The following is a 25,395-nucleotide window of genomic DNA, read 5'->3' as shown; positions in this document are numbered from 1 at the left end:
TAGACCGATGCCGAGAGTGCGGGCGGGCGAGGTCCAGCTGGGCTGGCGGGAGTGGGGAGAAGGCGATGTCACCGTCGTCTTCGTCCACGGCAATCTCGCCAGCAAAGACTGGATCGAGCTCGCCGCACCGCTGTTTCCCCTTGATCTCCGCGTCGTGGGGATCGATTGGCGCGGCTGCGGCGACAGCGATCGGCCAGTGCCTACGACTGACTATTCCAACTACGCGATGCAGCAGCACGCTGAGGACATGCTGGCGGCGCTTGATGCGCTCGACATTCGGTATTGTCACCTGGCAACCCATTCGACCGGTGGCATCATCGCCGCGCGGATGCTGCTGATGCAGCCGCAGCGGTTCGGCCGCGTCTTCGCGCTCGATCCTGTAACGCCGCTGGGCATGTCATTCAGCGACGACCAGATTGGCGTCTTCCGCGCCATGATGGCAAGCAAGGAGCTGACGCGGACCGTCATGGCCACGGCGGCGTCCTCGCTGTTCGTTCCGGAAAGCATGGCCGCCAACGCAATTCCTCGCTTTCGCGCGGGCCTTGGGGAGTGTCAGGCGCTCTTCGAGCGGATCATCGAGCAGACCTTCGGCGTCTCGGAGGGAGTCTGGATCGGTACGCCGGTCAATCTGACCAAGGAGAAAGCAAGCCGCGAACTGGAGCGGCGCATGGCGGAAATCCGACATCCGCACCTGGTCCTGTGGGGCGAGCGGGACGGCTGGATTCCTCCGGCCGATCTCCGCGTCATGGCCGAGGCGATGCCGGACTGCCGGCTCGTGGTTGTGCCCGGTGTCGGGCACTCGATGAATGTTGAAGTGCCGGCTCTGTATGCCGGCTATTTCGGTGCCTGGTTTGGAGGACTTCGCGCGTAATCACCCAGCTCTGGAAGGAGGCTTGTCATGAACAATGGTCATCAGCCCGAGCCTTGCAGAGCCACGCGCGAGCGATGACCGATCAGGCAACCGTGGGCAAGCCCGCTATGCACGTTTGAAGTCTGGTCGATCCCTATGCTGTTGCAGTTGCTGGTCGGTGGCTCGGTAAGCGTGGTCAATATCGGCCTTCACGCGCTTGTCACGATCGTTGCGGTTGGAATTGCCCGCGGCGCAGGGCTGCGGCGAACCGAGAGACCCAGGCTGCACCTGATGGGCGTGATGATCGCGACGGCTGCGGTGTTGAAGGTTGCGCACACGGTGGAAATCCTGGTGTGGGCTTGGACGTACGGCCTCGTCCGGGCTGCCGCCCCCGGCAGCGATCTGCTCTATTTTGCCTTCGTCAACTATACCACGCTCGGCTACGGCGACATCACGCCGGTGCCCGAATGGCGGCTGATGGGTCCATTGACCGCCATGAACGGCGTCCTGCTGTTTGGCTGGTCGGCGGCAATCTTGTTCGAGGTCCTGCGCAAGACCCTCGATCACGTCGGACTGATTGACATGCCTGCTTCGGGCTCTCGCCAACCCGATGCACCCATGCTTGGTCGCGGCGCAACAGACGACCCGGGCCCCCATGCCTGAACTCGCAGCATCGCGATGGGTTGCCGACTTCCTGTTCGGCTTTGGGGCGCTGTTTGCAATCATCAATCCGTATGGGCTGGCCTTCATCTTTTTCGACAGAACGAAGGGGCTCTCGGAGAAGGAGCGCGCGAAGCTTGCCTTGCGGGTTGCCTCTTATGCCTTCCTGGTCCTGCTGGTATCGCTGTTTCTCGGCAGCCAGATTCTCAACTTTTTCGGCGTAACCATCCCGGCGCTCCGAATCGCCGGCGGCCTCGTCGTGGCGGCGACCGGTTGGTCCATGCTCCACGCCATGCCGGGCGCAGCGGAGCCTCCCGTGGCTTCGTCGGCGGATCTCGCAACCATGAAACGGATGGCCTTTTTTCCGCTGACGATCCCGCTCACGACCGGCCCGGGGACAATTGCGACGGCGATCGCAATTGGGATAAGCCGGTCCGACAGCCTCGATGCCATGTTCGCATCGTCCATCGTCTCCATGGTTGTCGCGCTCACCGTGACCGCTGCGATCTACCATGCCTACCGGAAATCGAGCGCAATGGCTCGCCTGTTCGGCGAGGAGGGCACGAGCGTCGTGACCAAGCTGTCGGCATTTCTGCTGCTTTGCATCGGTGTCCAGATTATCATCACCGGTGCATCCGAGATCGCGCGCACCATCCTTGATGGAGCGTCGCGTGCCACCCAATAGGTGTCTGAAGCGTTCAGGGTTGTAGATCAAGGCTCGCGAGCTGATGACGGTCGAGCAATATGATCTGGCGCTGCGTGTTCCCAACGAAGCCGAGCACTCCGAGTTCGTGCAGATGCGAGATGGCTCGCGACACCGTCTCCAGCGTCAGACCAAGATAGTCGGCAATATCGCGCCGCGACATTGGCAGCGCCAGCACGCCTGCGGCCGTTAGCCGCTTGTCCATCTCAATCAGGAAAGCGGCGACCCGCTCCAGCGACGTCTTGCGTCCCAGCAGCAGCATGTGATCTTCCGCATGCTGGAGGTTGGTCGTGGTCATGCCGAGAAGGTTCTTGGCAACCATGGCGTCGCTTTCGGCGACCGTCTCCAGGCTCTGCCGTTTGATCAGGAGTACTGTCGTATCGACGACGGCCTCCGTGGTGAAACGGTGCGTCGTGCCGTTCTCAAGCCCGAAAATGTCTCCGGCGAGGTGAAATGCACCGATCTGGCGCCGGCCGTCCGACAGCAACTTATAACTTCGCACGGCACCGGTCTTGACTTGGTAGACGTATTCGGCAGGCTCTTTCTCGCCATAGATCTCTTTGCCCTTTTTGTATGTAATCTCGTTGAGGCGGACAATTGGATCTGAACCGCTGCTCATTCCCAGGGCGCGGAGCGAACTAGGGCGGGGGAGCGGATCGGTCGTGCGTACGAACATGGCCAACTCCTCAACGCCGATCGCGAATTGGTCTTAGTCAGGTATTCCATTATGAGAATTGAGAGGTAATACTCACGCCTCCAGGTTTATCTACGATAAAGGTGAGGTTTCTCACATTGTCCCAACGGACATTGTACCAAAGGACAGGCCGCGCAATTTCGTGCACGGAATGAGAAGCAGGGGTTGTTGTTAATTGGAAATTTGTTTTGCCGAAAGTTGTCGTTATCGGGAGTTCGGAATTGTCTCGCTTCGTCTACGTCGTGGATGACGACGCATCTTTTCGGACGGCCATCGAGCGGCGGCTGAAGCTTGCCGGATTTGAAGTGGCGACCTATGCATCGGCTCTGGATCTGCTGGAGTGTCTGCCTAGAAACGAACAGCAGGGATGCATCCTGCTCGATGTGCAAATACCGGGATTGAGTGGACCTGAGCTTCAGAGCCGCCTGCTCGAGCGGGGGTCATCGCTTCCCATCGTCTTTCTCACTGGCCATGCCGATACCCAGACGACCGTGCGGGCGATCAAGGCCGGCGCCGAGGATTTCCTGACCAAGCCTGTCTCGTCCGCGCAATTGATCGATGCGATCGAGCGTGCGCTGGCGAACCAATCCCAGGCTCGCAGTCTGCGCGACAAGCTCGATGGACTGCGTGCCCTGCTTGGCCTGCTGACGCCAAGGGAGCGCCAGGTCTTCGACCTGATCGTGCGCGGCAAGATCAACAAGCAGATCGCATACGATCTTGGAACGACCGAGCGAACCATCAAGGCGCACCGTCACCAGGTGATGGAGAAAATGCAGGCTCGGTCGCTGGCGGAACTGGTTTCCATCGCGGAACGTCTTGGACTGCTCGAAGCGAACGTCAACCTAGCGAGCCCGTAGGTATTTCAGTAGCTTTCCCTCATCGAGACAGCCGTGTTCCCAGGGACAATACAAAAGATTTGCGACAAGGTGTTCTTTGGAGCGCGCTGGGTCTTTCGAGATTGACCGTCTGCAGGACACGCGATCCTCACGCCGCTTGATGGATGGCGTAGCGCATCGCAACCAACGACGTTGTATGGTCGCGTTGTGCGCGCACTGCTTCACCGCTATTCGACGGTTGCGTTCACTGTGATGACCGATCTGCCCGAGCCGAACGGACCTTTGCCTTCGCCATATATCGCAAAGGTGTCATTGCCCCTGTATCCGGATTTCGCGGTGTATCTGAAAGTCGTTATGTTGAGCTGTTTCAGTATCCCGTGTGCAGGCTTGCTGGCAACGCCCGCGTTGTTCATTATGCCTGGAATTCGGATCGGGAAATTGCATGTTTCGCCGGACTTGATTGCGACATAGGCAGTCATGTCGACACCGAATACCGATGGATTGCCTGTGACCCGACAGTCGGACACGGCGAAAGCCGAAACCGGCGTAAGGCTGACGATCGCCGCTATGACCCACAACCGCATGTTGATCTCCCGTCTGGAGGTGACATCGACGACAGTTGATTCTGAAGCGGTGAGACAACCATTGATATGAATCAAGAAGCCGGCCTGGTTCGCCGGAAACGATTAATCGACAAATCGCTGCCGTGCCGCGCCTTTAGCTCGTCGCGATGTTTGCTGCGATTGCACGCAGTTAGTCGATGGAGCAACGAAGTGAACACGATAAAGATCCGTGCAAGCGCGCCCCGAGCTGCCGGTCGGGCTATTCTTCGAGATCCTGCTCCAGCGTCTGCGCCGGCGCACCGTTGCGAACGGACGCAAACCTTGCCAACGGCAGCGCGGTTGTCAGATTCAGAAGATTGGAATCGACGACCTCCAACACGAGCCTCGTTCCGGCTTCCATCTCCTTGATGAGCTTCGGGTCGGCAACATCCGCGGCTATGCAGGCATTGGTCACGCACCAGCTATACGGCACCCGATAGGTGCCGCCCTGATCGACGCTCAGCTTGGCAGGGTGCCGCAGGTACATGCCAACAGGGACAAACATCTGTAATCGCGCCCTCTTGTCTCCTTCGCGCTCGATCAGGTCTACGCGCACTGCCAGCTGTCCGGTCGCAAAGCTGCCGGTGATCGACGTCCGGCAAAGCAGGGGCGCGCCACCCGCTTTGAAGCAGAGCTTCTTCCAATCGCCGTAGGTGATGTCCTTTGCCTCGCGCTGACCACGTGGGGCTTCGGCGGTCGTGGCGGTTTGGGGTTTCTGTTTTGCCGAGGCGATGCCGGGGGCTGCAGGGGTGGCAAGCAGGGCCATCAGCAGGATCGACAGGCAATGACTAGCATTGGTCATGGATGCACCTCTGGGATCGGCACTTGCGCGCTTATTTCTGCGCGTCGAGAAACTTCGCCACCAGCGGCGACCAGATCGGAATCGCGTCAGGTGAGCCAATCAGGAAATGTCCTTCGCTGCCGAACGACGGCACCAAATGGTACTCGGCCTTGCCACCCGCCGCGGTGAAGGCCTGATGCATTCGCTTCGACAGGTCGGGGCCGAAGAAGGTATCGTTTTCGATATAGATCCACAGCATCGGCACCCGCGACGTCCGGCCAAAATCAGCTGTCGCTTCGATCAGCTTGTCGGGCGCGCAATTGTTGTTCGGCTTGCCGCCGACGCGGCCACCGCGGCCTCCGGCAAAGATGATGACCGCCCTGACTTGTGGCGGGTTGACGCTAGACAGGGCGATCGAGGCCCAGCCACCGGCAGACTGTCCGACGACGATGACGTCCTTCGGTATGATGCGCTTCTCGGCTGCCAGGTAATCGATGATCCAGAGATCGACTTGAGCGACCGCAAGACCTGCGTCATGGAAATTGGGGTTGGTGCACTTGCCAATCTTGGAGAAGAACGGGCCGAATACCGCGCGCTCGGGTATGTCGATCGCGGCGGCGCCGTAGCCTGAACCGACTGGTGCCACCACCATGCTGCCCCGTTTGGCAAACCATTTCGCTGCATCACGGAATTCCACCAGCGGAAAAAAGCTGCGTTCCTTCGCATCGAGCGAGACGCCGTGGTTCATGATCACCAGCGGGAAGGGACCATTGCCGACCGGCCGGACGACATAGGCGAACATCGGCAAGGGCAGGGGCAGAGCCCAAATCTCTTCCTGGATGCGGATTGTCTCCGTCGTATCAGCGGAGCGGGCGGTGGGGGCCGCAGCGACGGCCACGAGAACTGCGGTCAGCCAGCGCAACAGGTGAATAGGACGCATGAGCGCTCCCCTCAGCCAGTGTAGGTGGCTGCCACAATGATTGGACCGAGCACGGTCAGGACCACGTTGCCGACCGCGTAAGGCACGGCAACCCCGAGCACAGGCGTCTGGCTCTCGGCGACCTCGCATGCACCAGTGACCGCGGCATCGACGGTCATGGCCCCGGCCAGTGCACCGCAGGTCACGACCGGATTCATGCGCAGCACGTAGCGGGCGAAGAGCGTCGCGACGATCAACGGTACCAGCGTAATGACAAGGCCCATGCCGACCAGCAGCATCCCGTGCGCCTGGATCGCGGCCCAGGCGGCGGCGCCGTTGCCAAGCCCAATGGCGGCGATGAAGCCGCCGAGACCAAGATCGCTCAATATCTGCTGCGCGGCGGGTGGCAGCGCGCCCATGGTCGGACGGCGCGAGCGGAGCCACCCGCAGACCAGACCCGCAATCAGCGCGCCTCCGCCGCCGCCGAGCGTCAGTGCGACGCTGCCGATCTTGACGCTGACGAGGCCCGCAAGCAGGCCAACCGCGATCCCGGTGGCAAGGAAGGCGACATCGGTGCGGTCGCCAGCGCGCAGGATCTGGCCGACATTTGCGGCAGCCCGCTCGATGTTGCGCGTGCTGCCGACCAGGGTCATGACGTCGCCGACATAGACTCGCGTATCGGGGCTCAGTGGCACTTCGCGGCCCATCCGGGTCAATGCGCGCAGGAACACGCCGCGCGCATTGCCGCCAACGCGTTCGGCCACGTCCTTGATAGAGCGTCCGTGAAGCTGGCGGTTGTCGACCAGCACCTCGACCACGTTGCCAGGGATCGCCTTGATGATCTCGTCCGCGTCGATCTCGGCGCCGATGATCGGCCTGGCCGCAACGATGGCGGCGGTTCGTCCCGTGATGACGATGTTGTCGCCGGCTTCGAGCGTCGTATCCAGATGAGGCTCGACGTCCAGGCCCTGGCGGACAATGCGCTCGACCACAGTGCGGCTGCCGAGCTCTTCCTCGAGCGACTTGACGGTTCGGCCCGCTGCGGTCGAGACGAGATAGGCACGGGCTTGGAATTTTCGGTAGGCAAAATTCTCGGTCGATGGCGCTTCACCGCCTGAAAGCTCCGCCTCCAGCTTCCTCGCTTCGGTTTTCAGGTCGACCCTCATCAGTTTCGGCGCGACAAACGGCACGAAGAGCAGGGTCACGATGTAGCCAAGCACGTAGGTCACGGCATAGCCGGCGGCGATATTGGCTTCCTGCTGCTTCAACACGTCGCTCGGCAGGCCAAGCTGAGCCAGCGCGCCGGATGCGGTTCCGATCACCGAGGATTGGGTCAGTGCCCCCGCGGCGATACCGGACGCGGTGCCGGGATCAAGCTGAAAGCTGAAGGCAAACGCGAGCACGATGGCAAGCCCCGTGCCTCCGAGCACGAGCGCCATGGCGACCTGCGCCAGCGTACGCATGCTGAGCGAGGCAAAAAACTCCGGTCCGGACCGGTAGCCGATTGTGAACACAAACAGGCTGAACAGGATCACGCGCAGCAGGGACGGGAACGTGAAGGTCCCGAGTTGCCCGATCAGGACTGAGACGATCAGAATGCAGGCCGTGGTGCCGATTGCGAAACCGCGCAACCTGATCCGCCCGAGAAGGGTGCCGATTGCGATTGCCAGCAACAGAAAGATTTCCGGTGCGGCGGTGATGATCCACCTGACGGTATCCATGATCGCATATCCCCGGCAGCTGCCACCGATTTGATTGGTGACCGCGGACGGTTTCTTGATCCAGATCAAGCCTTGCCGGCGACAAGGCGCGGCCAATCACGTCATGCGAAACCTGCCCCAGCCCGCACTGCCGCCATGAGCATTCTGGAGGTCGCCTCTGGCGCGATCCGCCGCGACGAGACGGTCGAGATCGTTCTGCTGCTCGCCTTTGCCGGCGGCTATATCGACGCTTATACCTGGATCATCCACGGCGTGATGGCGAACGCCCAGACCGCCAACCTGATTTTCCTCTGGGTCTATGCGACGGCAGGCGACTGGCCGAAGGCACTTCACTTCGTGCCTCCGATCCTGGCGTTTGCGGTCGGAATCCTGATCGCGGCATGGCTGCGCCGCATCGTCGGCGAGCGAGCCGGCGCGATCAGCACCTTGCTCGAGATACTGTTGCTGATCGCGATAGGCATCCTGCACAACCGGCTGCCGGATCTCGCCGGCACGCTCGGCATATCGCTCGTCGCCGCCATGCAGGCCGCTTCCTTTACCAAAGTCGAGGGCACCATTTGCAGCACGGTGATGATCACCGGCAACATGCGCCAGGCGATCGAGACGATTTTTGCGGTTGCGTCCGGAGGCGCGGCGCCAGGGACGTTGCGCCGGTCCGGTATCTTCTTCGCTCTGTGCGCGGTGTTCGGCTTTGGCGCTGCCGTCGGCGCCTTCGCCACCAAGGGCATTCCCGATCTCGCGCTCGCCATTCCCGTGGTCGCGCTGCTGATCGTTCTGCTGCGGTGCGAGACGCCGCATCGCGAGGCGACGTGATGAAGGCCTCGCCCGAGCGGAGTTGGACCCGGCTCTTTCCGCCGGCGCAATGGCTCGCCGCCTATCGGCGCGAGTGGCTGACATCCGACGCCGTCGCCGGCATCACGCTCGCCGCTTACGCGATTCCCGTCTCGCTCGCCTATGCCGCGCTGGCCGGCTTGCCACCCCAGATCGGCGTCTACGGCTACATGCTCGGCGGCATCGGTTACGCTCTGTTTGGCTCGTCACGGCAACTTGCGATTGGTCCGACGTCTGCGATCTCTCTGATGATTGCCGCCAGCGTCGGTGCACTCGCCGGTGGAGATGCAGCGCGCTATGTACAGATCGCAAGTCTCACAGCCTTCGCGGTGGCGGTGCTCTGTTTCATCGCGTGGCTGTTCAAGCTCAGCGTGCTGGTTCGCCTCGTCAGCGACAGCATCCTGATCGGGTTCAAGGCCGGTGCCGGGCTTACCATCATCATGAGCCAGTTGCCGAGCCTGCTTGGTGTCGCCGGCGGCGGGCACAATTTCTTCGATCGTGCCCTCAAGCTGGCAGGGCAACTCGGACATATCGACATTCTGGTGCTGACCATCGGCGCAGTCGCGCTATTGCTCCTCCTGCTCGGCGAGCGGCTTCTGCCGGGCAAGCCGGTCGGCATCACGATCGTGGCGCTCGCGATCGTCGTGGCAACGCTGCTCGGCCTGCCGGCGCTTGGTGTGCCCGTCACCGGAAAGATCCCCGAGGGGTTGCCGGGATTGGGGATGCCGGCATTCGGGCTTCTGCAGTTCGACGAGCTGTTTCCGCTCGCCGCCGGATGCGTCCTGCTGGCTTACATAGAAGGTGTCTCTGCCGCCCGCAGCTTTGCCGCCAAGCACGGCTATTCCCTCGACGTCCGGCAGGAGTTCCTGGGGCTGGGCGCCGCGAACCTCGCGACCGCCTTTGGCCATGGCTACCCCGTCGCCGGCGGACTGTCGCAATCGGCCGTCAATGACAATGCCGGCGCACGAACGCCGCTGGCGCTGGTGATTTGCTCGGTGGCGCTTGGGCTATGCCTTCTGTTCTTCACCGGGCTGTTGACCAACCTGCCGAAGGCGGTGCTGGCGGCCATCGTCTTTGCGGCCGTTTACAGGCTTGTCGACCTCCGCGCGCTGCTGCGGATGTGGCAAGTCAGCCGGATCGACTTCTATGCCGCTGCCATTGCCCTGGTGTCGGTGCTGCTGCTCGGCATCCTCCAGGGCGTATTGCTGGCCTCGATTGCGTCGATCTTCCTGCTGCTCGCGCGAGCCTCGCGGCCGAACGTGGCATTTCTCGGCCGGCTGCCGGGAAGCGGTCGCTACTCCGACAGCGCGCGGCACGATGATGTCGAGCCGCTGGTCGGCGTCATTGCGTTTCGCCCGGAAGCCTCATTGCTCTACATCAATGCCGAGACGATCCTGGACACGGTGCTGGTCGCACTGCGGAACTCGCCGCGCCTCCACCTCGTAGTCTGCGACCTCTCGGCGTCGCCCTACATTGATCTCGCTGGCGCGCGCATGCTGCGCGACCTCAACGATGAGCTCGCGCTCCGCCACGCCAGCTTCTGCATCGTCGGCGCGCATGCGCAACTGCGGGACCTGCTGCGGGCGGAAGGATTGGCTGAAAAGACCGACAGCGGCCAATGGCTGCGATCGCTGGATGCCGTTTTGGGCGACGACCAGCACGCTTCGAGCAGGCGAACGCCATAGCGGCTCCGTGTTGCGATGCAACTGGCATCGCAGCGATCGCGGCCTGCTCAGAATGGCGCGACCGTTGACTTGGATCAATGGTGCATCCGGCGCCGCACCCACGATCCCGCATCAACCTTCGCCTCAGGGATCGGGAGAGACGCATGTCCAAAGACGCCAAGCCCACACAGAAGCGCATTGATCAGTTCTTTTCGGGCCCGGGGGCACGGGCAGACGATTGGCGTGATCTTGTCGACGCTGCGAAGACGTGGGCTCGCGGCGGCGACCGAGCAAAATACGATGCAGCGCTGGCAGATCTCTCGGTCACCGAGGAGTTTCACGGCTATCCCGGCCTGCAATTGATGGCGGCGCTGCGTGAAGCGGCGGCCGCCGGCGATGGGGCAACATCGCTTGCCCTTGCGACACGGATCACCCAGGCGTTGGCGACGCGATCCTTCCGCCAGCATGCCGGCGACTGGAGCGCGAAGGACGAAGGCAATGGCGATGTGCCCGAGCTGGTCCCACCGACCTTTGGTGCGCATACGACACGCAGGCCCTATTTCGAGACCCTGATCGTCACCGGGGTATCTCCAGGCCAATGGCCGGCGCTCGCTGCCGAATGGCGCAAGCTGCGGCGCCCGGTCGATGCTTTCGTTTATGAGCCGGTCATCGTCGGTAGCCTCGAAGACGCCTTCTGTGCGACGATGCTCAATCCCAACATCGGCGCTGTCATCATCAACGAGGGATTTGGACTGCGCTCGCGGCATAACGCGCCGGTGCTCCGCTCGATCACGGCCACGGCAGGCCTCAACGACGAGTCCGACGCGTCCGCGCTGCGGCTTGCCCAGATCATCAAGCGTGTCAGGCCCGAGCTCGATCTCTACATGATCTCGAATCGCGACGTCGAGGAGCTCGCCGGAAACCCCGAAGCCAGCGTGGTCCGTCGCATCTTCTATTCGGTTGAGGAACTTCTGGAGCTGCATCTGTCGATCCTCGAAGGCATCCAGGATCGCTACGATACGCCGTTCTTCGACAATCTGAAGAAGTACGCGCAGCGCCCGATCGGGACGTTCCACGCGCTGCCGATTGCCCGCGGCAAATCCATCTTCAAGTCGGACTGGATCCGCGACATGGGCGAATTCTACGGCCCGAACCTGTTCCTGGCCGAAAGCAGCGCGACCACGGGCGGCCTCGACAGCATGCTGGAGCCGACCGGCAACATCAAGAAGGCGCAGGAGAAGGCAGCGCGCGCGCTCGGCGCTGATCGTGTCTTCTTCGTGACCAACGGCACCTCGACCTCGAACAAGATGGCGGTGCAGGCGCTGCTTGCGCCGGGCGACATCGCGATTGTCGATCGCAACTGCCACAAGTCGCATCATTACGGCATGGTGCTCGCCGGCGCTCAGCCGCTCTACGTCGAAGCCTTCCCGATGACCGAATATTCGATGTACGGCGCCGTACCGCTGAAGACGATCAAGCAGGCGCTGCTTAGCGCCAGGGCCGACGGCCGGCTTGAGCGGGTCAAGATGCTGGACCTCACCAACTGCACCTTTGACGGCCATATCTACAACACCCGCCGAGTGATGGAGGAATGCCTCGCCATCAAGCCCGACCTGATCTTCTTGTGGGATGAAGCCTGGTTCGGCTTCGCGCGCTTCTCGCCCTTCCTGCGCCGGCGCACAGCCATGGGGGCCGCCAACGAGATCGAGGCCTGGATGCACGATCCGAAGTCGGTCGCGGCCTATGAGAAGCAGCGGGCCGAGCTCGGCAAGAGTCCCTCGGATGAAGCGCTGCTCAAGACGCGGCTGATTCCAGATCCGCGCCAGATCCGGTTGCGCGTCTATCAGACCAACTCGACCCACAAATCGATGTCGGCGATCCGGCAGGGTTCCATGCTCTCGGTCAAGGACGTCGAATTCCACACGGTCGAGCAGCAGTTCAAGGAGGCCGTCTTTACTCACGCCTCGACAAGCCCGAACCAGCAGCTCATCGCCAGCCTCGACATCTCGCGGCGTCAGATGGAGCTGGAAGGGTATGGCCTCGTCGCCAATGCGATGGAGATCGCGCTCGCCATCCGCCACGCCGTCAACAACAACCCGCTGCTCTCGAAGTATTTCCGCATTCTTGGCGCCGACGTCATGGTGCCGGCGCAGTACCGCCAGAGCGGTTTCACCGATTATCTCGCACCGGGCGTCAACTGGGCGAATACGCTGAAGAGTTTGGACGAGGACGAGTTCTGCCTCGATCCGACCCGGATGACGCTGGTGTGCGGCACGGCCGGCTACGACGGCACCCAGTTCAAGGGCATCCTCGCCAACGAGTACAACATCCAGGTCAACAAGACCTCACGCAACTCGGTGCTGGTGCAGTCCAACATCAACAACACCCGCAGCGACGTCGCGCATTTGATCCGCGTCCTTGCCGAGATCGCGGGCGAGGTCGATCGCGGACTCGCGCAAGGCGGCGCCAACGCGAAGAAGACGTTCGAAGCCCGGGTCAAGAGCTTGATGACCGACGTGCCTGACTTGCCGAACTTCTCGCATTTCCATCCGAGCTTCCGCGGCGATGCCGGCACCAAGACCAATGAAGGCGACATCCGCAGCGGCTTCTATGCCGCCTATGACGTGGCGGGCTGTGAGCACATCCGCCTCAACGATCCCGAGATCGACCGGCGGCTGAAGGCCGGGCCCGAGCTCGTCTCCGCCAATTTCGTGATTCCCTATCCCCCGGGCTTCCCGATCATGGTGCCGGGGCAGGTCATCACCCAGGAGACGATCGACTTCATGCGCAAGCTCGATGTGAAGGAGATCCATGGCTACGACGCCAAGGAAGGGCTCAAGCTCGTCCGCACCGAAGCACTGGCCAAACTAGGCAGGCCAAAGCCGACGGCAACGCCGAAGCTCAAGGCCGCGTCATAATCCGTTAGAGGGGATGAACATGCAGGCGTTCTTCACATTCTTGCAGCAGAATCCGTATCTGTTGCTGTTCTTCGTCGTCGGGCTCGCCGTTTATATCGGCCGGGCCAGCATCAAGGGCTATGGCCTCGGTATGGTCGCCGGTGCCATCGTCGTGGGCGCCGGGCTTGCGGTCTGGTCTTCGAGCTACGGCGTGAAGCTCGAGCTGAACAACTTCGCCAAGAGCTTGTTCTACTATCTCTTCATGTACGGTGTCGGCTTGCGGGTCGGACCTTCCTTCGTCAACAGTTTGAGGGGAGACGGCATCAAGTTCGTGTTCCTGGCGGTGGTGTCGAGCATTCTCGGCCTCGCGCTGGTCGTCATGTTCGCCAAGCTGTTCGACCTTCCGACCGGCGCCGCCGGCGGCATGTTGGCGGGCTCGCAGACCATGTCGGCTGCGATCGGCTCGGCTGAACAGGCCATCACCTCGGGTGTCGTCAAGCTGCCTGAGGGCATGAAGCCCGAGGATGCAACGGGCATGATCGCGCTATCCTACGGCATCACCTATATCTGGGGTACCGTCGGCATCATCCTGATCTGCAAATACCTGCCGCGCTGGTGGGGCATCGATGCCAAGGCGGCGGCGAAAAAGTACGAGAAGGACTTCGGCGTCAAGGATCTCGAGGGCGGCGGCCTGACCGGTTATCGGCAGTTCGGTCTGCGTGCCTATCGACTGGAAAATCCGGCGCAGGTCGGCATGAGCATCGCCAAGTTCCGCTCGATCCATCCGGAGTACCGCATCGTCAACGTGGCGCGCGGCGGCGAGCCACAGGGAGCCGATCCCGATCTGGTGCTGCAAAAGGGCGACGTCGTCGCGCTCGGCGGCACGACCGAGCATCTCACCGACAAGATGGGCCTGATCGGGCCCGAGGTGGCCGATACCGCGGCGCTCGGCATTCCCATGGATCAGGCGGATATTCTTGTCACCAACAAGGAGATGGTCGGACGCACCTTTGAATCCTTCCGCGACACGGCGATCGCCGGCCAGTTGCAGGTCACCAAGGTCGAGCGTGGTGGTGTGCCTCTGGCCGCCGGTCTCAAGACCGAACTGCAGCGGATGGACATCGTCTCGGTGGTCGGCCTCAAGTCGGCCGTCAATGAGCTTGGCGAAATGTGGGGACGCATTGCGCGGACCAACACGTCGACCGACCTGTTGACACTGGCCGTGGGCATGATCCTCGGGTTCCTGATCGGCCGGATCGAATTCCCGGCGTTCGGTGCCAAGATCGGCCTCGGCAATGCCGGCGGCCTGTTGCTGTCCGGCGTGATCGTATCTTCGATCGTGTCGCGGCTGCGCTTCTTCGGCAACACGCCGAACGCGGCGCGCAACGTCCTGGAGGATCTCGGGCTCGTCGTCTTCGTGTCCATCGTCGGCATCAATGCGGGTGCCGGACTCCTGGCGCAACTCACCGGCGCGGTTGCCTTGAAGATATTCATCGCCGGCTTCATCGCCTGCACGATCCCTCCGTTCATCGTCTGGGCAATCGGCTTCCATATCTTCAAGATCAACCCGGCCGTGCTGATGGGGGGCGTTGCCGGCGCTCGGTCGCATTCCGGGCCATGTCGTGAAGCGGCGGTCGAAATCCAGAGCACGGTACCCTGGATCGGATTCCCGGTCGCCTATGCCGTCTCGGGCATCCTGCTCACCGTGTTCGGCTATTTCGCAATGATCCTGGCTCAATGAGCGGCGCGACAATCAAAAAGGGGAAGTGACATCATGAGAAAGCTTGCTATCGGCGCCGTCCTGGCTACCTCGCTCGCCGTTGTTGCCGGTTTCAGCACGCCATCGCGTGCCGACACCGGCCAGGTCGCCGTCGTGTTCACCAAGGGCGGCTTCATCGTCGGCGTCGGTGGCGGCGAGGGCGTGTTGCTGTACCGGGGCAAGAAGTATCCGTTCACTGTCTCTGGCATGAGCGTGGGCTTCACAATCGGTGCCTCCACGACCAAGTTCGTGGGTCGGGCCCTCAATCTCAGAGGGCCCGCATCGATTGAAGGTTCCTACGCTGTGGGCGGAGCAGGCGGGGCTGTCGCAGCGGGTGCAGGTGCCGTGCAGCTGCAGAACGCCAATGGCGTCATTCTTCAACTCAGTGGTCCGAAGATCGGGGCGGAAGTCTCGGCTGCGGTCGGCGGCGTTACGATCCGTCTGAAATAGGCAGAGCAAACGGGCTTACAAAAAGAACAAAGACGGGCTGCGCCACCGCAGCCCTTTTTTTCCATTTCGGGATCCAGGCGTTTCAGTATCGCTCTTCAACGAATTTCAGACCACGCAGGCTGGCCTGGTCGTTATAGCGTCCCTTATGCGACCGCGAAGGCAGGTTGACCTTCTCCCGCTTGATCTTCTTGTAGGGAATGGTCTGCAGGATATGCGAGATAGCGTTGAGGCGCGCGCGCCGCTTGTCGTCGGAGCGGATCAGTCGCCACGGCGCATGCTTGGTGTCGGTCGCCTCGAACATCATGTCGCGCGCGCGGGAATAGTCGTACCAGCGGCCGAACGACTCGGTATCCATCGGGCTCAGCTTCCATTGTCGCAGCGGATCCTCGATGCGCGCCTGGAAGCGAAGCTCCTGTTCCTCCATCCCGACCTCCAGCCACAGCTTGATCAGGACGATGCCGGCGTCCACCGCGAATTTCTCGACCAGAGGGCACAATTCCAGGAAACGCTTGTGCTCGGTGGGCGAGCAGAAGCCCATGACATATTCGACGCCGGCGCGGTTGTACCAGCTGCGGTCGAAGATTACGATTTCGCCTCCGGCCGGAAATTGTTCGATATAGCGTTGCATGAACAGCTGGGACTTTTGCCGGTCGGAGGGCGCGGGCAGGGCGCAGACGCGGAACACGCGGGGGCTCACCTTCTCGGTCAATGCCTTGATCGTCCCGCCCTTGCCAGCGGCGTCGCGGCCCTCAAAGATGATGATCACCTTTAGTTTCTGGGCCTTGACCCATTCCTGAAGATGGCAAAGCCCGACCTGGAGCTTCTCCAATTGCTTCTCATAGTCCTTCCGCTTCATCCGCTCCGCGGGCTCGCCCTTTGCCATCCGGTCCTCTCACCAGTTCGAGCGGCACTCAATCCCCCCAGGAGATGACGATGCCGATATCGCCCGGTACGCCGCCGGGAAAGTCGATGATCTGATACGCGATGCGATAGCCGCGCGGCTTAAGGTAGTCGGTCCAGAGCTGGAATATCTCCTTGGGAATGCCGGTGAGCGTGTCCTCCCAGCCTTTTTCCATCTGATTGATGGCCCGGCCCTTGTCGGTGCACAGCGTGTTGGGGAAACGATAGACCTGGACCTCGGTCAGGCCGTTCCGCACCGCACGCTGGATGATGGTCGAGGCCAGCTTGATTTTCTCCTCCTCGGTCTTGCCGGAAGGTTTACTGAGCCGTTCAATCAGTGCGCGTTTCTCCGCCTCGGCGGCCGCAGCGGCGCGCGCGTACGCGTCGGCCTTCTCGGCCTCCTTGAGGGCTGCTTCCTTCCGGATCTGAGTGGCATTGGGAATGAGATCATCGAGGCCGGACATGACTGACGGCTCCCTGCTTTGGGTGTGTGTCCACTTATGCGCTGACGGAAGGCTAGGTCCGGGTGGAGGCGCTCCCTTGATCCAGATCAAGAGCTGCCCGCTGCCAGGGAATGATCGTGACCGTAGCGGGCCGCGGTCGGCTCGGTCGCTTGTGGGAGATTATATTGGGCGAGCAGCTTCATCCGATGGCCCCGCATCATCTTCCCTTCTACCTCGCACCGGGAAGCGGAACCGACACGATGATGGTCGTGATGGGCGTGTTCCTGATCGGTACCGTGCTGTGGGTCGGCACGCTCTACTGGCGCCTACACAGCCTGCCGGAGCGTATGGCGCACAAGTCGCAGAAGCTGCAATTCGAGATCGTCGCCGTGCTTGGGATCATTTCGCTGTTCACGCACATGCACGTCTTCTGGATTGCCGGGCTATTACTCGCGATGATCGATCTTCCAGATTTCGGCACGCCGTTGCGCAGCATCGCCAATTCCGTTGAGAGGATCGCCGATGCGGCGCCTGGCGAAGAGGAACCTGAGCAATCAGGCCCGACGCGCCCACCGGTGGTCAGTCCCGAGCGGGAGAAGGAGCGCGATCATGCTTGAGCTCATGATTTGCTCGCTCGTCACCATCCTGCCCGACTATCTCTACCGCCGCTACGGCCAGGGCAAGCGCTTCGGCAAGGAGATCACCTTCTTCTCGATCTGGTACGAGCTCCGCTGGGGCATCACCGGCTGCCTGATGCTGACGGTGTCGCTGATCACGATGATTTTCTATTTCCACCCGGCCACGTCGTCGGCAACGCTGTATTTTCGGACCGTGCCGATCCTGCCCGAGGGCTCGGGCCGCGTGGCCGACGTCAAGGTCGGCTTCAGCGCTCCCGTGAAGAAGGGCGACGTCCTGTTCACGCTCGATAGTTCGAAGCAGCAGGCGGCGTACGAGACTGCGAAGCGAAAGATCGCGGAGATCGATGCAGCCGTGCAGGCGGCGCAGTCCGAGGTCGTCAAGGCCGACGCGCAGATCGGTGAGGCGAAGGCCAACTATCAGCAGGCCAAGGACGAGCTCGACGTCAAGACCGAGCTGCAGCGCCGCAATCCCGGAATCGTTCCGCAACGCGACATCGAAAAGCTCCAGGTGCTGCTCGATCAGCGTCAGTCCAGCCTGGACGCGGCCACGGCAGCCCGGCAATCCGCCTCGCTGCAGGTATCCACCTTGTTGCCGGCGCAGAAAGCCAGTGCAGAAGCCGCGCTCGATCAGGCCCAGGTCGACCTCGACAAGACCTTCGTGCGCGCCGGCGTGGACGGCAGGGTCGAGCAGTTCCTTATTCGCCCCGGCGACGTCGTCAACCAATTGATGCGGCCGGCCGGCGTGCTCGTTCCGGAGGGCGCCGGTCGCAAGGCGCTGCAGGCGGGCTTCGGCCAGATCGAAGCGCAAGTGATGAAGGAAGGTATGGTGGCGGAGGCGACCTGCATCTCGAAGCCCTGGGTCATCATCCCCCTCGTGATCACGACCGTGCAGGATTACATCGCCGCCGGACAGTTTCGGTCCGGCGAGCAGTTGATCGAGGCTCAGAACAACGTCCGGCCTGGCACGATTTTGGTGTTCCTCGAGCCGCTCTACAAGGGCGGGCTCGACGGCGTAACGCCGGGCAGTAGCTGCATCGTCAATGCCTACACCAGCAATCACGAGGAAATCTCGGCCAAGGATACGCCGACCAGCCGGAAGGTCGCGCTGCATGTCGTCGACGGCGTCGGCCTGGTCCACGCACTCTTGCTGCGCATCCAGGCGTTACTGCTTCCGATCCAGACCCTGGTGTTCAGCGGCGGCCATTGAGGGCACAAGAAAGGCCAATCGAATGAGTTCACATCATTTCTTAATGGTGCTCGGCGCGACATTGGTCTCGCTGCTTCTCATGTCTGGTCGCACTGATGCCTTGGACCTTAACGGGGCGTGGGTCAGCGATGCCGACAATTGCGCCAAGGTGTTTGAACGCAAGGGCGCGCAGCTTGGTTTTACCGACATGTCGGATGTCTATGGCGGCGGCTTCATCATCGACGGTGACCAGATCATCGGCAAGTTTGCGCGCTGCCGCATCAAGACAAGGAAAGACAGCGGAGCGAACGTCAACCTGATCGCTAGCTGCGCCACCGACATGATGCTTTCAAGTGTTCAATTCAGTTTGAAAGAGCTGGATGCGAACAGTCTCGCTCGCCTGTTCCCGGGTATGGAAGATATGGAAATTCGCTATCAACGCTGCCCTGCCAGATAGCGACAAGTGCGCTTCGCTTGATTCATGTCAAGCAATGCGGCGCACAGGATGCGTTGAATTCCGTCACCTCGGGAGGATTGCATGAGCCAAGCAGCAACCATACGAACCGCAATTGGAGCAGTCGGCACGGCCTTGCTGCTCGCCGCCATTTCACCGGCCTGCGCTGATGATCCGGCGAAGATCCTCAAGTCGATGGCCGATTATCTGGCGAGCCAGAAATCCCTGTCGGCTTCGTTCGACAGCGATATTGAGATCATTACACCTGAGCTTCAGAAGATCCAGTTCGCGAGCTCAGGGCAATTCAAGCTGAGCAGGCCCGACAAGTTGCGGGTCAGGCGCACCGGCGGTTACGCCGACGTCGAGCTGGTCTATGACGGCAAGACGGTGTCGCTCTACGGTAACGACGCCAAGTCCTACATGCAGGCAGCTGCGCCCGACACGGTGGACAAGGTGATCGACACGCTTCAGGCATCGTCGGGCGCAGCCATGCCAGGCACCGATCTGTTGCTCTCCAATGCGTACGAAGAACTGGTGCAGACCGCGACGGAGGGCAAGCATATCGGCCACGGCGTGGTTGACGGCGTCGAGTGCGAACATCTGGCATTCCGTACAGCCGACACCGACTGGCAGATCTGGATCGAGATCGGCGCCAGTCCGGTGCCCCGCAAATACGTGATCACCAGCAAGACGCTGACCGGTGCGCCGCAATACACGCTGCGCATCAAGGATTGGAAGACCGACGCCTTCGCCGATCCCGACACTTTCGTGTTCAAGGTGCCCGCCGGCGCGACCAAGGTGACACTGGATTCGGCGGCGATGATCGAATTCGACGAGCTTCCCCCCGGCACACCTTCAGGAGCCAAGAAATGATCATGTTGCGGAAACTGTTGATCGGCACTTCGGCGGCAACCGCCTTTGCTGCCGGCCTGTTCTGGAATGACACAGGCGGAGTCTTCGACCGCAGCTTCGTTGCGGAGGCTGAGGCCAGGGTGGGCCGGCCGCTGACACCGATGAGCTATGCCGGTGTGGCCCGGCGGACGACGCGGCGCGCGGTGGTCGGGGCGGGCGTCGCGGCGGGCGCGGCCGGAGCCTATTATGGATCGTCCTGCGTTCAGGTCGTCGATGCTTACGGACGCATCGTCACGCGCTGCTGAGACGAGTTACGGTCGCGCGGACGCTGGCGGCGCTATGCAATTCCCGCTAGAATTTCTCCGGAAAGCGGCGTTCGAACCCGCGCGGGAATGATGATGAGCGCGAGCGGGACCAATCGGACCGTTAAGTTCCGGCGGGCCACGGCGATCATGCTGTGGCTCGGCCTGATCCTCGCTGCATGCACCCCATCTGGGCCGGCCGGCGCCGAACCTCGCTATCGCGAGCTGAAGCGCGTGCTGCTGCTGCATTCCTTCGGGCGGGAATTCCGACCCTGGAGCGAATATGCGCGGAGCATCAAGGCCGAGCTCGAACGGCAATCGCCTTGGCCGCTCGACATCCAGGAGCACACGTTGCTCACGTCACGCTTCAACAATCCAGGTCCCGAAGCGCCTTTCGTCGAATATCTCAGCTCGCTCTATCAGGGTGCGCCGCCCGATATCGTGGTGAGCATCGGCGCACCTGCCGCGCGCTTCGTGCAGCAATATAGAGCGAAACTGTTTCCCGATACACCGACCGTCGTGACCGTGGTCGAGCAGCGGCTGGTGAATCCTGTTGATCTCACCGACCGTGACGTCGTCGTGGCGGTCCGCAACGATTTCGTGGCCGCGTTCAACAATATTCTCCAGCTCCTTCCGGATACCAGGACGGTGGCCGTCGTGATCGGTGCCTCGCCGCTGGAGAAGTTCTGGATCGAGGAGGTGAAACGAGAGCTGAAGCCGCTGGAGGGCCGGATCGACCTCGTTTGGTACTCCGACCTGTCGTTCGACGATATCCTCAAGCGTGCGTCAGTACTTCCACAGCATACTGTGTTGTTCTGGGGGCTGATGTCGGTGGACGCCGCGGGCATCGTGCACGAAGGCGACATCGCCCTGCAAAGCCTTCATGCCGTGGCGAATGTGCCGATCTTTTCCTACCAGGAACCGTTTTTCGGCGGCAGCACGGTCGGAGGTCCGATGCATTCCGTCTCCGAAACGACCTCGAAGACCGTCGACGCCGTGACAAAGATTCTCGGCGGCGAGAAGCCGGTCGATATCACCTACGCGCCGATCGGATTTGCCCGACCGAAATACGATTGGCGGGAACTGCGGCGCTGGGACATCAGTGAAGGCAATTTGCCGCCTGGCAGTGCGATCCTGTTCCGCGAGCCGACGCTCTGGGAAAGGTACAGGTGGCAGGTGCTGCTGTTGGCGAGCGTGATCCTGGTGCAGAGCGGCCTGATCGGTGGTCTGCTGCACGAGCGCAGGCGCCGCCAATGTGCCGAGGTCGAATCGCGCCAGCGACTTGCCGAGCTTGCCCACGTCAACCGTTATGCGGCTGCCGGCGAGCTGACGGCCTCGATCGCGCACGAGCTGAACCAGCCGCTCGGCTCGATCCTCACCAATACCGAAACCGCAGAGCTCATGCTGAAGGGCGCCTCGCCCAACCTGGAGGAGATCGGCGAGATCCTCGCCGATATCAGGCGCGACGATCAGCGGGCGAGCGAGGTGATCCGCAGGCTGCGCAGCGTTCTGAGGAAGACGCCGTTCGAGGTCCGGGATATCGAGCTCAACGCGACAGTGCGGGACGCGATTGGGCTTGTCGTTGCCCTCGCCAACGGGCGGAGGATCGCATTGACCTTCATGCCGGTCCTCCTTGATCTTCACGTCAAGGGCGACCCGGTCCAGCTCCAGCAGGTCATCCTCAATCTGGTCATCAATGCGATGGACGCGATCTCGGATGCGGAAATGGTCAAGCGCGAGGTTAGCGTGAGCACCGTGCGGGCCGGCGCCCACGCCGAGATCAGAGTCGCCGACACTGGTCCGGGAATCGCGGCCTCCGATCTCGCGAAGGTCTTCGATCCGTTCTTCACCACCAAGCCGCAAGGGATAGGTATTGGGCTCGCGATCGCCAGGACGATCATCGAGGCCCATGACGGCACGATCTCTGCCGCGAACCGATCCTCAGGTGGGGCGCTTTTCACGATCCGGCTCCCGATCATGCGCAGGTAGCTGAAACCATCATGGCGGCACGCCGAAGGCGTGACGCCATTTCATTGATCTCGATCAACAAACGTCTGACGGCCAGCCCGATCCTCCCGCTCGAACGCGCAATGGAGGGAGTGATGTTTCGCTGCTGTAAGACTTTTATGGCGCTTGCATTGGTCGTTGCGGTTCCCGTTGCAGCGACGGCGCAGACCCCGGCGCCGGTGCCGCCGAGCACACAGGCCCAGCCCGCCACTCCGCCAGCTCCGACCGCAGACCTGTTGAAGCCTGAGCAGCTTGAGGCGTTGGTCGCGCCGATCGCGCTCTATCCCGACGAACTGCTTGCCAACGTGCTGGCGGCCTCGACCTATCCGCTCGAAGTTGTGCAAGCGGACCGCTGGTTGAAGCAGAACAAGGCCCTGAAGGGCGATGCGCTGAAGACCCAGGTGGACAAGCAGGCCTGGGACGACAGCGTCAAGGCGCTCAGCAGCACCGCCGACGTCCTGACCATGATGAGCGACCAGCTCGAATGGACCAAGAAGCTCGGTGACGCCTTCCTCGCGCAGCAGGCGGACGTGATGGATGCGATCCAACGCCTGCGCAACAAGGCCTACGACAACAAGAAGCTGGTCACGACAAAGCAGCAGAAGGTCAGCGTCCAGTCTCAGGAGGGCAAGCAGGTCGTCGTCATCCAGCAGGCCGATCCCTCGGCGATGTACGTGCCGTATTACGATCCCGCGACGGTCTACGGCGGCTGGCCCTATGCGGAGTACCCGCCCTATTACTGGGGCTACCCATCCTATATAGGCGCCGGCATGGTGGCGGCCGGCATTGCCTTCGGCACCGCCTGGGCGATCGGGCGCTGGGGCAATTACTGGGGCGGCGGCTGCAACTGGGGTAACCGTAACGTCTACGTCAATCATCGCACCACCAACGTCGGCAACGGCTGGCAGCACAATCCGGCACATCGTCAGGGCGTGCGCTACAACAACACCAACGTTCAGCAGCGTTTCGGCAACAACAATCTGAAAGCCGGCGCGTCGGATCGAATGGATTTCCGAGGCCGTGACGGCAATCAGGTGCTGCGTCCGAGCCAGGGTGCGGGAGATCGCGCGGGTGACCGGGCCGGAGACCGCGCTGGAGACCGCGGCGATCGTTCGGGAGCGGGTGATCGCGCCGGTGCAGGTACGCGAGACCGGCCGGGCGGCGGCGATCGAGCCGCTGCGAGTGATCGCGCCAAGGGTGCCGGCAACCGGACCAAGGGCGGCGGTGATCGTGCGAAGGCTGCAAATCGCGCCGGCGGCGGTGCGGCCAACCGCGGCGGCGGTGGAAATCGCGGCAGCGCGATGAACGTCTCGTCCGGCCGCTCCGCGGCCGCGGCGTCGGCGCGTGGACGATCCAGCATGGCGAGCATGCCGCGCGGCGGTGGCGGACCGAGCATGGCCGGCCGTGGCGGCGGCGGAATGTCGATGGGCGGTGGTGGCGGATTCCGCGGTGGCGGCGGAGGCGGCTTCCGCGGAGGCGGCGGCGGTGGCCGGCGCTCGGACATGGCGCTGAAGCATGATGTCGTCCTGCTCGGCCATCTCGGTAATGGGCTCGGCTACTATCGCTTCAGCTATATCGGGAGTGACAAGGCCTATGTCGGCGTCATGGCGCAGGAGGTCGAACAAGTTGCGCCGAACGCTGTGACGCGCGGCAGCGACGGGTATCTGCGGGTTTATTACGAGAAGCTTGGTCTGAAATTCCGCACTTACCGCGACTGGATCGCCGACGGTGAGAGGATTCCTGCGGAGGTGACGCCATGACAGGTCTGACATCGTTTCGTCGTGCCTTGTTGCCGGGCATCATGGCCCTGGCGCTGCTTGGCTCCGCGTCACAGGCACAGCAATCCTACAAGACACCGGAGGACGCAGCTACGGCACTTGCGGCCGCGGTCAAGAGCGGACCGCGCGATATCCTGAAGGTGCTCGGCAAGGCAGCCGAGGACCTCGTCTTCTCCGGCGATGAGGTTGCCGACGACAACATACGCCAGCGCTTCGTGTCCATGTATGACGCCAAGCACGGCATCAAGGCCGAGGGCAATAAGACCGCGACCCTGTTACTGGGGCAGGACGATTTCCCGTTCCCGATTCCGCTGGTCAACACCAGGACCGGCTGGGAGTTCGACACCGACGAGGGACGCATCGAGGTGCTTCGCCGCCGCATCGGCCGCAACGAGCTCGATGCGATCCAGACCGCGCTCGCTTTTGTCGATGCCCAGAACGAGTATGCCGAAAAGGATCGGGGCGAGGGCGCCGGCGTCTACGCGCAGCGCATCGTCTCTTCACCCGGCAAAAAAGACGGCCTGTTCTGGCGCGACGACAGCGATCCGAGCCCGCTCGGCGCGCTCGTGGCCGAGGCTTCGAAGGAGGGCTATCGGGCCGGCGATGCCGGTCCTGCACCGTATCATGGCTACTACTTCCACATCTTGAAGGGACAAGGCCCTGACGCGCCCGGCGGCGCGCTCAATTACGTCGTCAAGGGCAAGATGATCGGCGGTTTCGCGCTGATCGCGTGGCCTGCGGAATACGGCAATTCCGGCGTGAAGACCTTCCTGGTCAACCATGCCGGCACCGTCTACGAGAAGGATCTCGGCAGCCGAACCGATTTCGTCGCCTCGCGTACCACGCTGTTCAATCCCGATCAGACCTGGAAAAAGGTCGATGCCGCAAAACCTTGAACGGCGAATGATGCTGCGAGGGCGCGCATCTCCCGTCGCCGCTGTCGTCGTGCTGGCGCTCGCCCTTGTCGCGCCGTGTACGCAATCCTTCGCGCAGGCCGCCGGGCACGTCCACGCCAGGATCGTCAAAGCCGGCCTCCTGGTCGGCGGCGGTGCAGGCAGCGGCGTGCTGACCTATCGCGGCAAGACCTATCCGTTCAAAATCACCGGCATGAGCTTGGGCATCACCGCCGGAGCCACCATTGGCCGGCTCGACGGCTGGGCCTCAGGCATCCGCGACGTCAGCGATTTCGCCGGCACCTACAGCTCTGTCGGCGGCGGCTTTGCCCTCGTCGGCGGCGCCAACGGCGTCCAGCTGCGCAACGAGAAGGGCGTGAACATGGTTCTGCGGGGACCCAAGGCTGGCCTCGAACTCGCGGCCAACGTCAGCGCGATCACGATAAGCCTCAAATGAGATGCACGGAGCCTTGTTGAGGTTGTTTCTGGTGCGAACCTGGTGCGGTCTGCGATCCATCAGTCTAGTGGCCACTCGTACGGTGGGGGCCCATAGCCGACGCTATCGGGTGAGGAAC

The 25,395-nt window shown here is 62.3% G+C and carries 25 protein-coding genes; 18 read left to right on the top strand and 7 right to left on the bottom strand.

The genetic code is table 11. From position 1 onward, the window contains the following. The first annotated feature begins 7 nt into the window (after window positions 1-7). The 3 genes from D6B98_RS26820 to D6B98_RS26810 all read left to right on the top strand — a co-directional run bounded on the left by D6B98_RS26820 (window position 8) and on the right by D6B98_RS26810 (window position 2,195). Window positions 8-871: an alpha/beta fold hydrolase gene (locus tag D6B98_RS26820; protein ID WP_126259968.1), complete on the top strand. Its 864-nt coding sequence runs from the start codon at window positions 8-10 to the stop codon at window positions 869-871. Window positions 872-1,006: 135 nt separating this feature from the next. Further along, window positions 1,007-1,513, top strand: a complete 507-nt coding sequence (locus D6B98_RS26815) for a potassium channel family protein (RefSeq protein ID WP_126259966.1) — start codon at window positions 1,007-1,009, stop codon at window positions 1,511-1,513. Beyond that, complete coding sequence (locus D6B98_RS26810) at window positions 1,506-2,195, top strand: MarC family protein (protein ID WP_126259964.1); 690 nt, start codon at window positions 1,506-1,508, stop codon at window positions 2,193-2,195. Before D6B98_RS26815 ends, D6B98_RS26810 begins: the two co-directional genes overlap by 8 nt. A gap of 13 nt (window positions 2,196-2,208) precedes the next feature. Here the strand turns inward: D6B98_RS26810 and D6B98_RS26805 are convergent, their stop codons facing one another. Further along, complete coding sequence (locus D6B98_RS26805; RefSeq protein ID WP_126259962.1) at window positions 2,209-2,889, bottom strand: helix-turn-helix domain-containing protein; 681 nt, start codon at window positions 2,887-2,889, stop codon at window positions 2,209-2,211. A gap of 239 nt (window positions 2,890-3,128) precedes the next feature. On the opposite strand from D6B98_RS26805, the gene D6B98_RS26800 reads away from it, so the two are divergent. Continuing rightward, window positions 3,129-3,764: a response regulator transcription factor gene (locus D6B98_RS26800; RefSeq protein WP_126259960.1), complete on the top strand. Its 636-nt coding sequence runs from the start codon at window positions 3,129-3,131 to the stop codon at window positions 3,762-3,764. 206 nt (window positions 3,765-3,970) lie between these two features. On the opposite strand, the gene D6B98_RS26795 is transcribed toward D6B98_RS26800, so the two are convergent. From D6B98_RS26795 to D6B98_RS26780, 4 genes are all read right to left on the bottom strand, one after another. Beyond that, on the bottom strand, window positions 3,971-4,402 hold the full coding sequence (locus D6B98_RS26795) for a hypothetical protein (protein ID WP_126259958.1): 432 nt from the start codon (window positions 4,400-4,402) through the stop codon (window positions 3,971-3,973). Between the two features lie 163 nt (window positions 4,403-4,565). After that, a complete protein-coding gene (locus D6B98_RS26790; RefSeq protein ID WP_126259956.1) occupies window positions 4,566-5,147 on the bottom strand; it encodes an invasion associated locus B family protein in 582 nt (193 codons plus the stop codon). Window positions 5,148-5,178: 31 nt separating this feature from the next. Beyond that, window positions 5,179-6,066, bottom strand: coding sequence for an alpha/beta hydrolase family protein (locus tag D6B98_RS26785; RefSeq protein ID WP_126259954.1), 888 nt, complete (start codon window positions 6,064-6,066; stop codon window positions 5,179-5,181). A gap of 11 nt (window positions 6,067-6,077) precedes the next feature. After that, a complete protein-coding gene (locus D6B98_RS26780; RefSeq protein WP_126259952.1) occupies window positions 6,078-7,766 on the bottom strand; it encodes an aspartate-alanine antiporter-like transporter in 1,689 nt (562 codons plus the stop codon). 135 nt (window positions 7,767-7,901) lie between these two features. Between D6B98_RS26780 and D6B98_RS26775 the strand changes: the two genes are divergently transcribed. From D6B98_RS26775 to D6B98_RS26755, 5 genes are all read left to right on the top strand, one after another. Continuing rightward, window positions 7,902-8,579, top strand: coding sequence for a YoaK family protein (locus D6B98_RS26775; RefSeq protein WP_126259950.1), 678 nt, complete (start codon window positions 7,902-7,904; stop codon window positions 8,577-8,579). Continuing rightward, complete coding sequence (locus tag D6B98_RS26770; RefSeq protein ID WP_126259948.1) at window positions 8,579-10,282, top strand: SulP family inorganic anion transporter; 1,704 nt, start codon at window positions 8,579-8,581, stop codon at window positions 10,280-10,282. Before D6B98_RS26775 ends, D6B98_RS26770 begins: the two co-directional genes overlap by 1 nt. Window positions 10,283-10,425: 143 nt before the next feature. Beyond that, window positions 10,426-13,179 (top strand): decarboxylase, encoded by a 2,754-nt coding sequence (locus tag D6B98_RS26765; RefSeq protein WP_126259946.1) that lies wholly within the window; start codon window positions 10,426-10,428, stop codon window positions 13,177-13,179. 19 nt (window positions 13,180-13,198) lie between these two features. Then, a complete protein-coding gene (locus D6B98_RS26760) occupies window positions 13,199-14,899 on the top strand; it encodes an aspartate:alanine exchanger family transporter (RefSeq protein ID WP_126259943.1) in 1,701 nt (566 codons plus the stop codon). A 33-nt stretch (window positions 14,900-14,932) separates the two neighbouring features. After that, entirely contained in the window at window positions 14,933-15,367 is a 435-nt protein-coding gene (locus D6B98_RS26755; protein ID WP_126259941.1) for a hypothetical protein, read from the top strand. A gap of 82 nt (window positions 15,368-15,449) precedes the next feature. On the opposite strand, the gene ppk2 is transcribed toward D6B98_RS26755, so the two are convergent. Together ppk2 and D6B98_RS26745 are read right to left on the bottom strand one after the other, a co-directional pair. Beyond that, window positions 15,450-16,250 carry a polyphosphate kinase 2 gene (gene ppk2 / locus D6B98_RS26750; protein ID WP_126259940.1) on the bottom strand — a complete coding sequence of 267 codons (801 nt, stop codon included), beginning with the start codon at window positions 16,248-16,250 and terminating at the stop codon, window positions 15,450-15,452. Between the two features lie 28 nt (window positions 16,251-16,278). Then, window positions 16,279-16,731 carry a hypothetical protein gene (locus D6B98_RS26745; RefSeq protein WP_126259938.1) on the bottom strand — a complete coding sequence of 151 codons (453 nt, stop codon included), beginning with the start codon at window positions 16,729-16,731 and terminating at the stop codon, window positions 16,279-16,281. A gap of 185 nt (window positions 16,732-16,916) precedes the next feature. Here D6B98_RS26745 and D6B98_RS26740 point away from each other — a divergent pair, with 185 nt between their 5' ends. The 9 genes from D6B98_RS26740 (at window position 16,917) to D6B98_RS26700 (ending at window position 25,277) form a co-directional block, all read left to right on the top strand. Continuing rightward, window positions 16,917-17,327: a hypothetical protein gene (locus D6B98_RS26740; protein WP_235885172.1), complete on the top strand. Its 411-nt coding sequence runs from the start codon at window positions 16,917-16,919 to the stop codon at window positions 17,325-17,327. Continuing rightward, window positions 17,320-18,555: an HlyD family secretion protein gene (locus D6B98_RS26735; RefSeq protein ID WP_126259934.1), complete on the top strand. Its 1,236-nt coding sequence runs from the start codon at window positions 17,320-17,322 to the stop codon at window positions 18,553-18,555. Before D6B98_RS26740 ends, D6B98_RS26735 begins: the two co-directional genes overlap by 8 nt. 22 nt (window positions 18,556-18,577) lie before the next feature. Next, on the top strand, window positions 18,578-18,991 hold the full coding sequence (locus D6B98_RS26730; protein WP_126259933.1) for a hypothetical protein: 414 nt from the start codon (window positions 18,578-18,580) through the stop codon (window positions 18,989-18,991). A gap of 81 nt (window positions 18,992-19,072) precedes the next feature. After that, on the top strand, window positions 19,073-19,861 hold the full coding sequence (locus D6B98_RS26725; protein ID WP_126259931.1) for a DUF2092 domain-containing protein: 789 nt from the start codon (window positions 19,073-19,075) through the stop codon (window positions 19,859-19,861). Continuing rightward, window positions 19,858-20,145 (top strand): hypothetical protein, encoded by a 288-nt coding sequence (locus D6B98_RS26720; protein WP_126259929.1) that lies wholly within the window; start codon window positions 19,858-19,860, stop codon window positions 20,143-20,145. Before D6B98_RS26725 ends, D6B98_RS26720 begins: the two co-directional genes overlap by 4 nt. Window positions 20,146-20,238: 93 nt before the next feature. Further along, window positions 20,239-22,131, top strand: a complete 1,893-nt coding sequence (locus tag D6B98_RS26715; protein WP_126259928.1) for an ATP-binding protein — start codon at window positions 20,239-20,241, stop codon at window positions 22,129-22,131. A gap of 113 nt (window positions 22,132-22,244) precedes the next feature. Further along, window positions 22,245-23,909 carry a DUF3300 domain-containing protein gene (locus D6B98_RS26710; RefSeq protein WP_164718879.1) on the top strand — a complete coding sequence of 555 codons (1,665 nt, stop codon included), beginning with the start codon at window positions 22,245-22,247 and terminating at the stop codon, window positions 23,907-23,909. Further along, the gene (locus tag D6B98_RS26705) at window positions 23,906-24,823 is read left to right on the top strand and encodes a DUF2950 domain-containing protein (RefSeq protein WP_126259926.1); all 918 of its coding nucleotides are present in this window, start codon (window positions 23,906-23,908) and stop codon (window positions 24,821-24,823) included. Before D6B98_RS26710 ends, D6B98_RS26705 begins: the two co-directional genes overlap by 4 nt. Next, on the top strand, window positions 24,807-25,277 hold the full coding sequence (locus D6B98_RS26700; RefSeq protein ID WP_126259925.1) for a hypothetical protein: 471 nt from the start codon (window positions 24,807-24,809) through the stop codon (window positions 25,275-25,277). Before D6B98_RS26705 ends, D6B98_RS26700 begins: the two co-directional genes overlap by 17 nt. The last annotated feature ends 118 nt before the right edge of the window (window positions 25,278-25,395 follow it).

Origin of the sequence: Bradyrhizobium sp. LVM 105 (assembly GCF_003957705.1) — a bacterium.
GTDB classification, from domain to species: Bacteria; Pseudomonadota; Alphaproteobacteria; order Rhizobiales; family Xanthobacteraceae; genus Bradyrhizobium; species Bradyrhizobium frederickii.
This window is presented reverse-complemented; position numbering and strand designations above follow the sequence as displayed.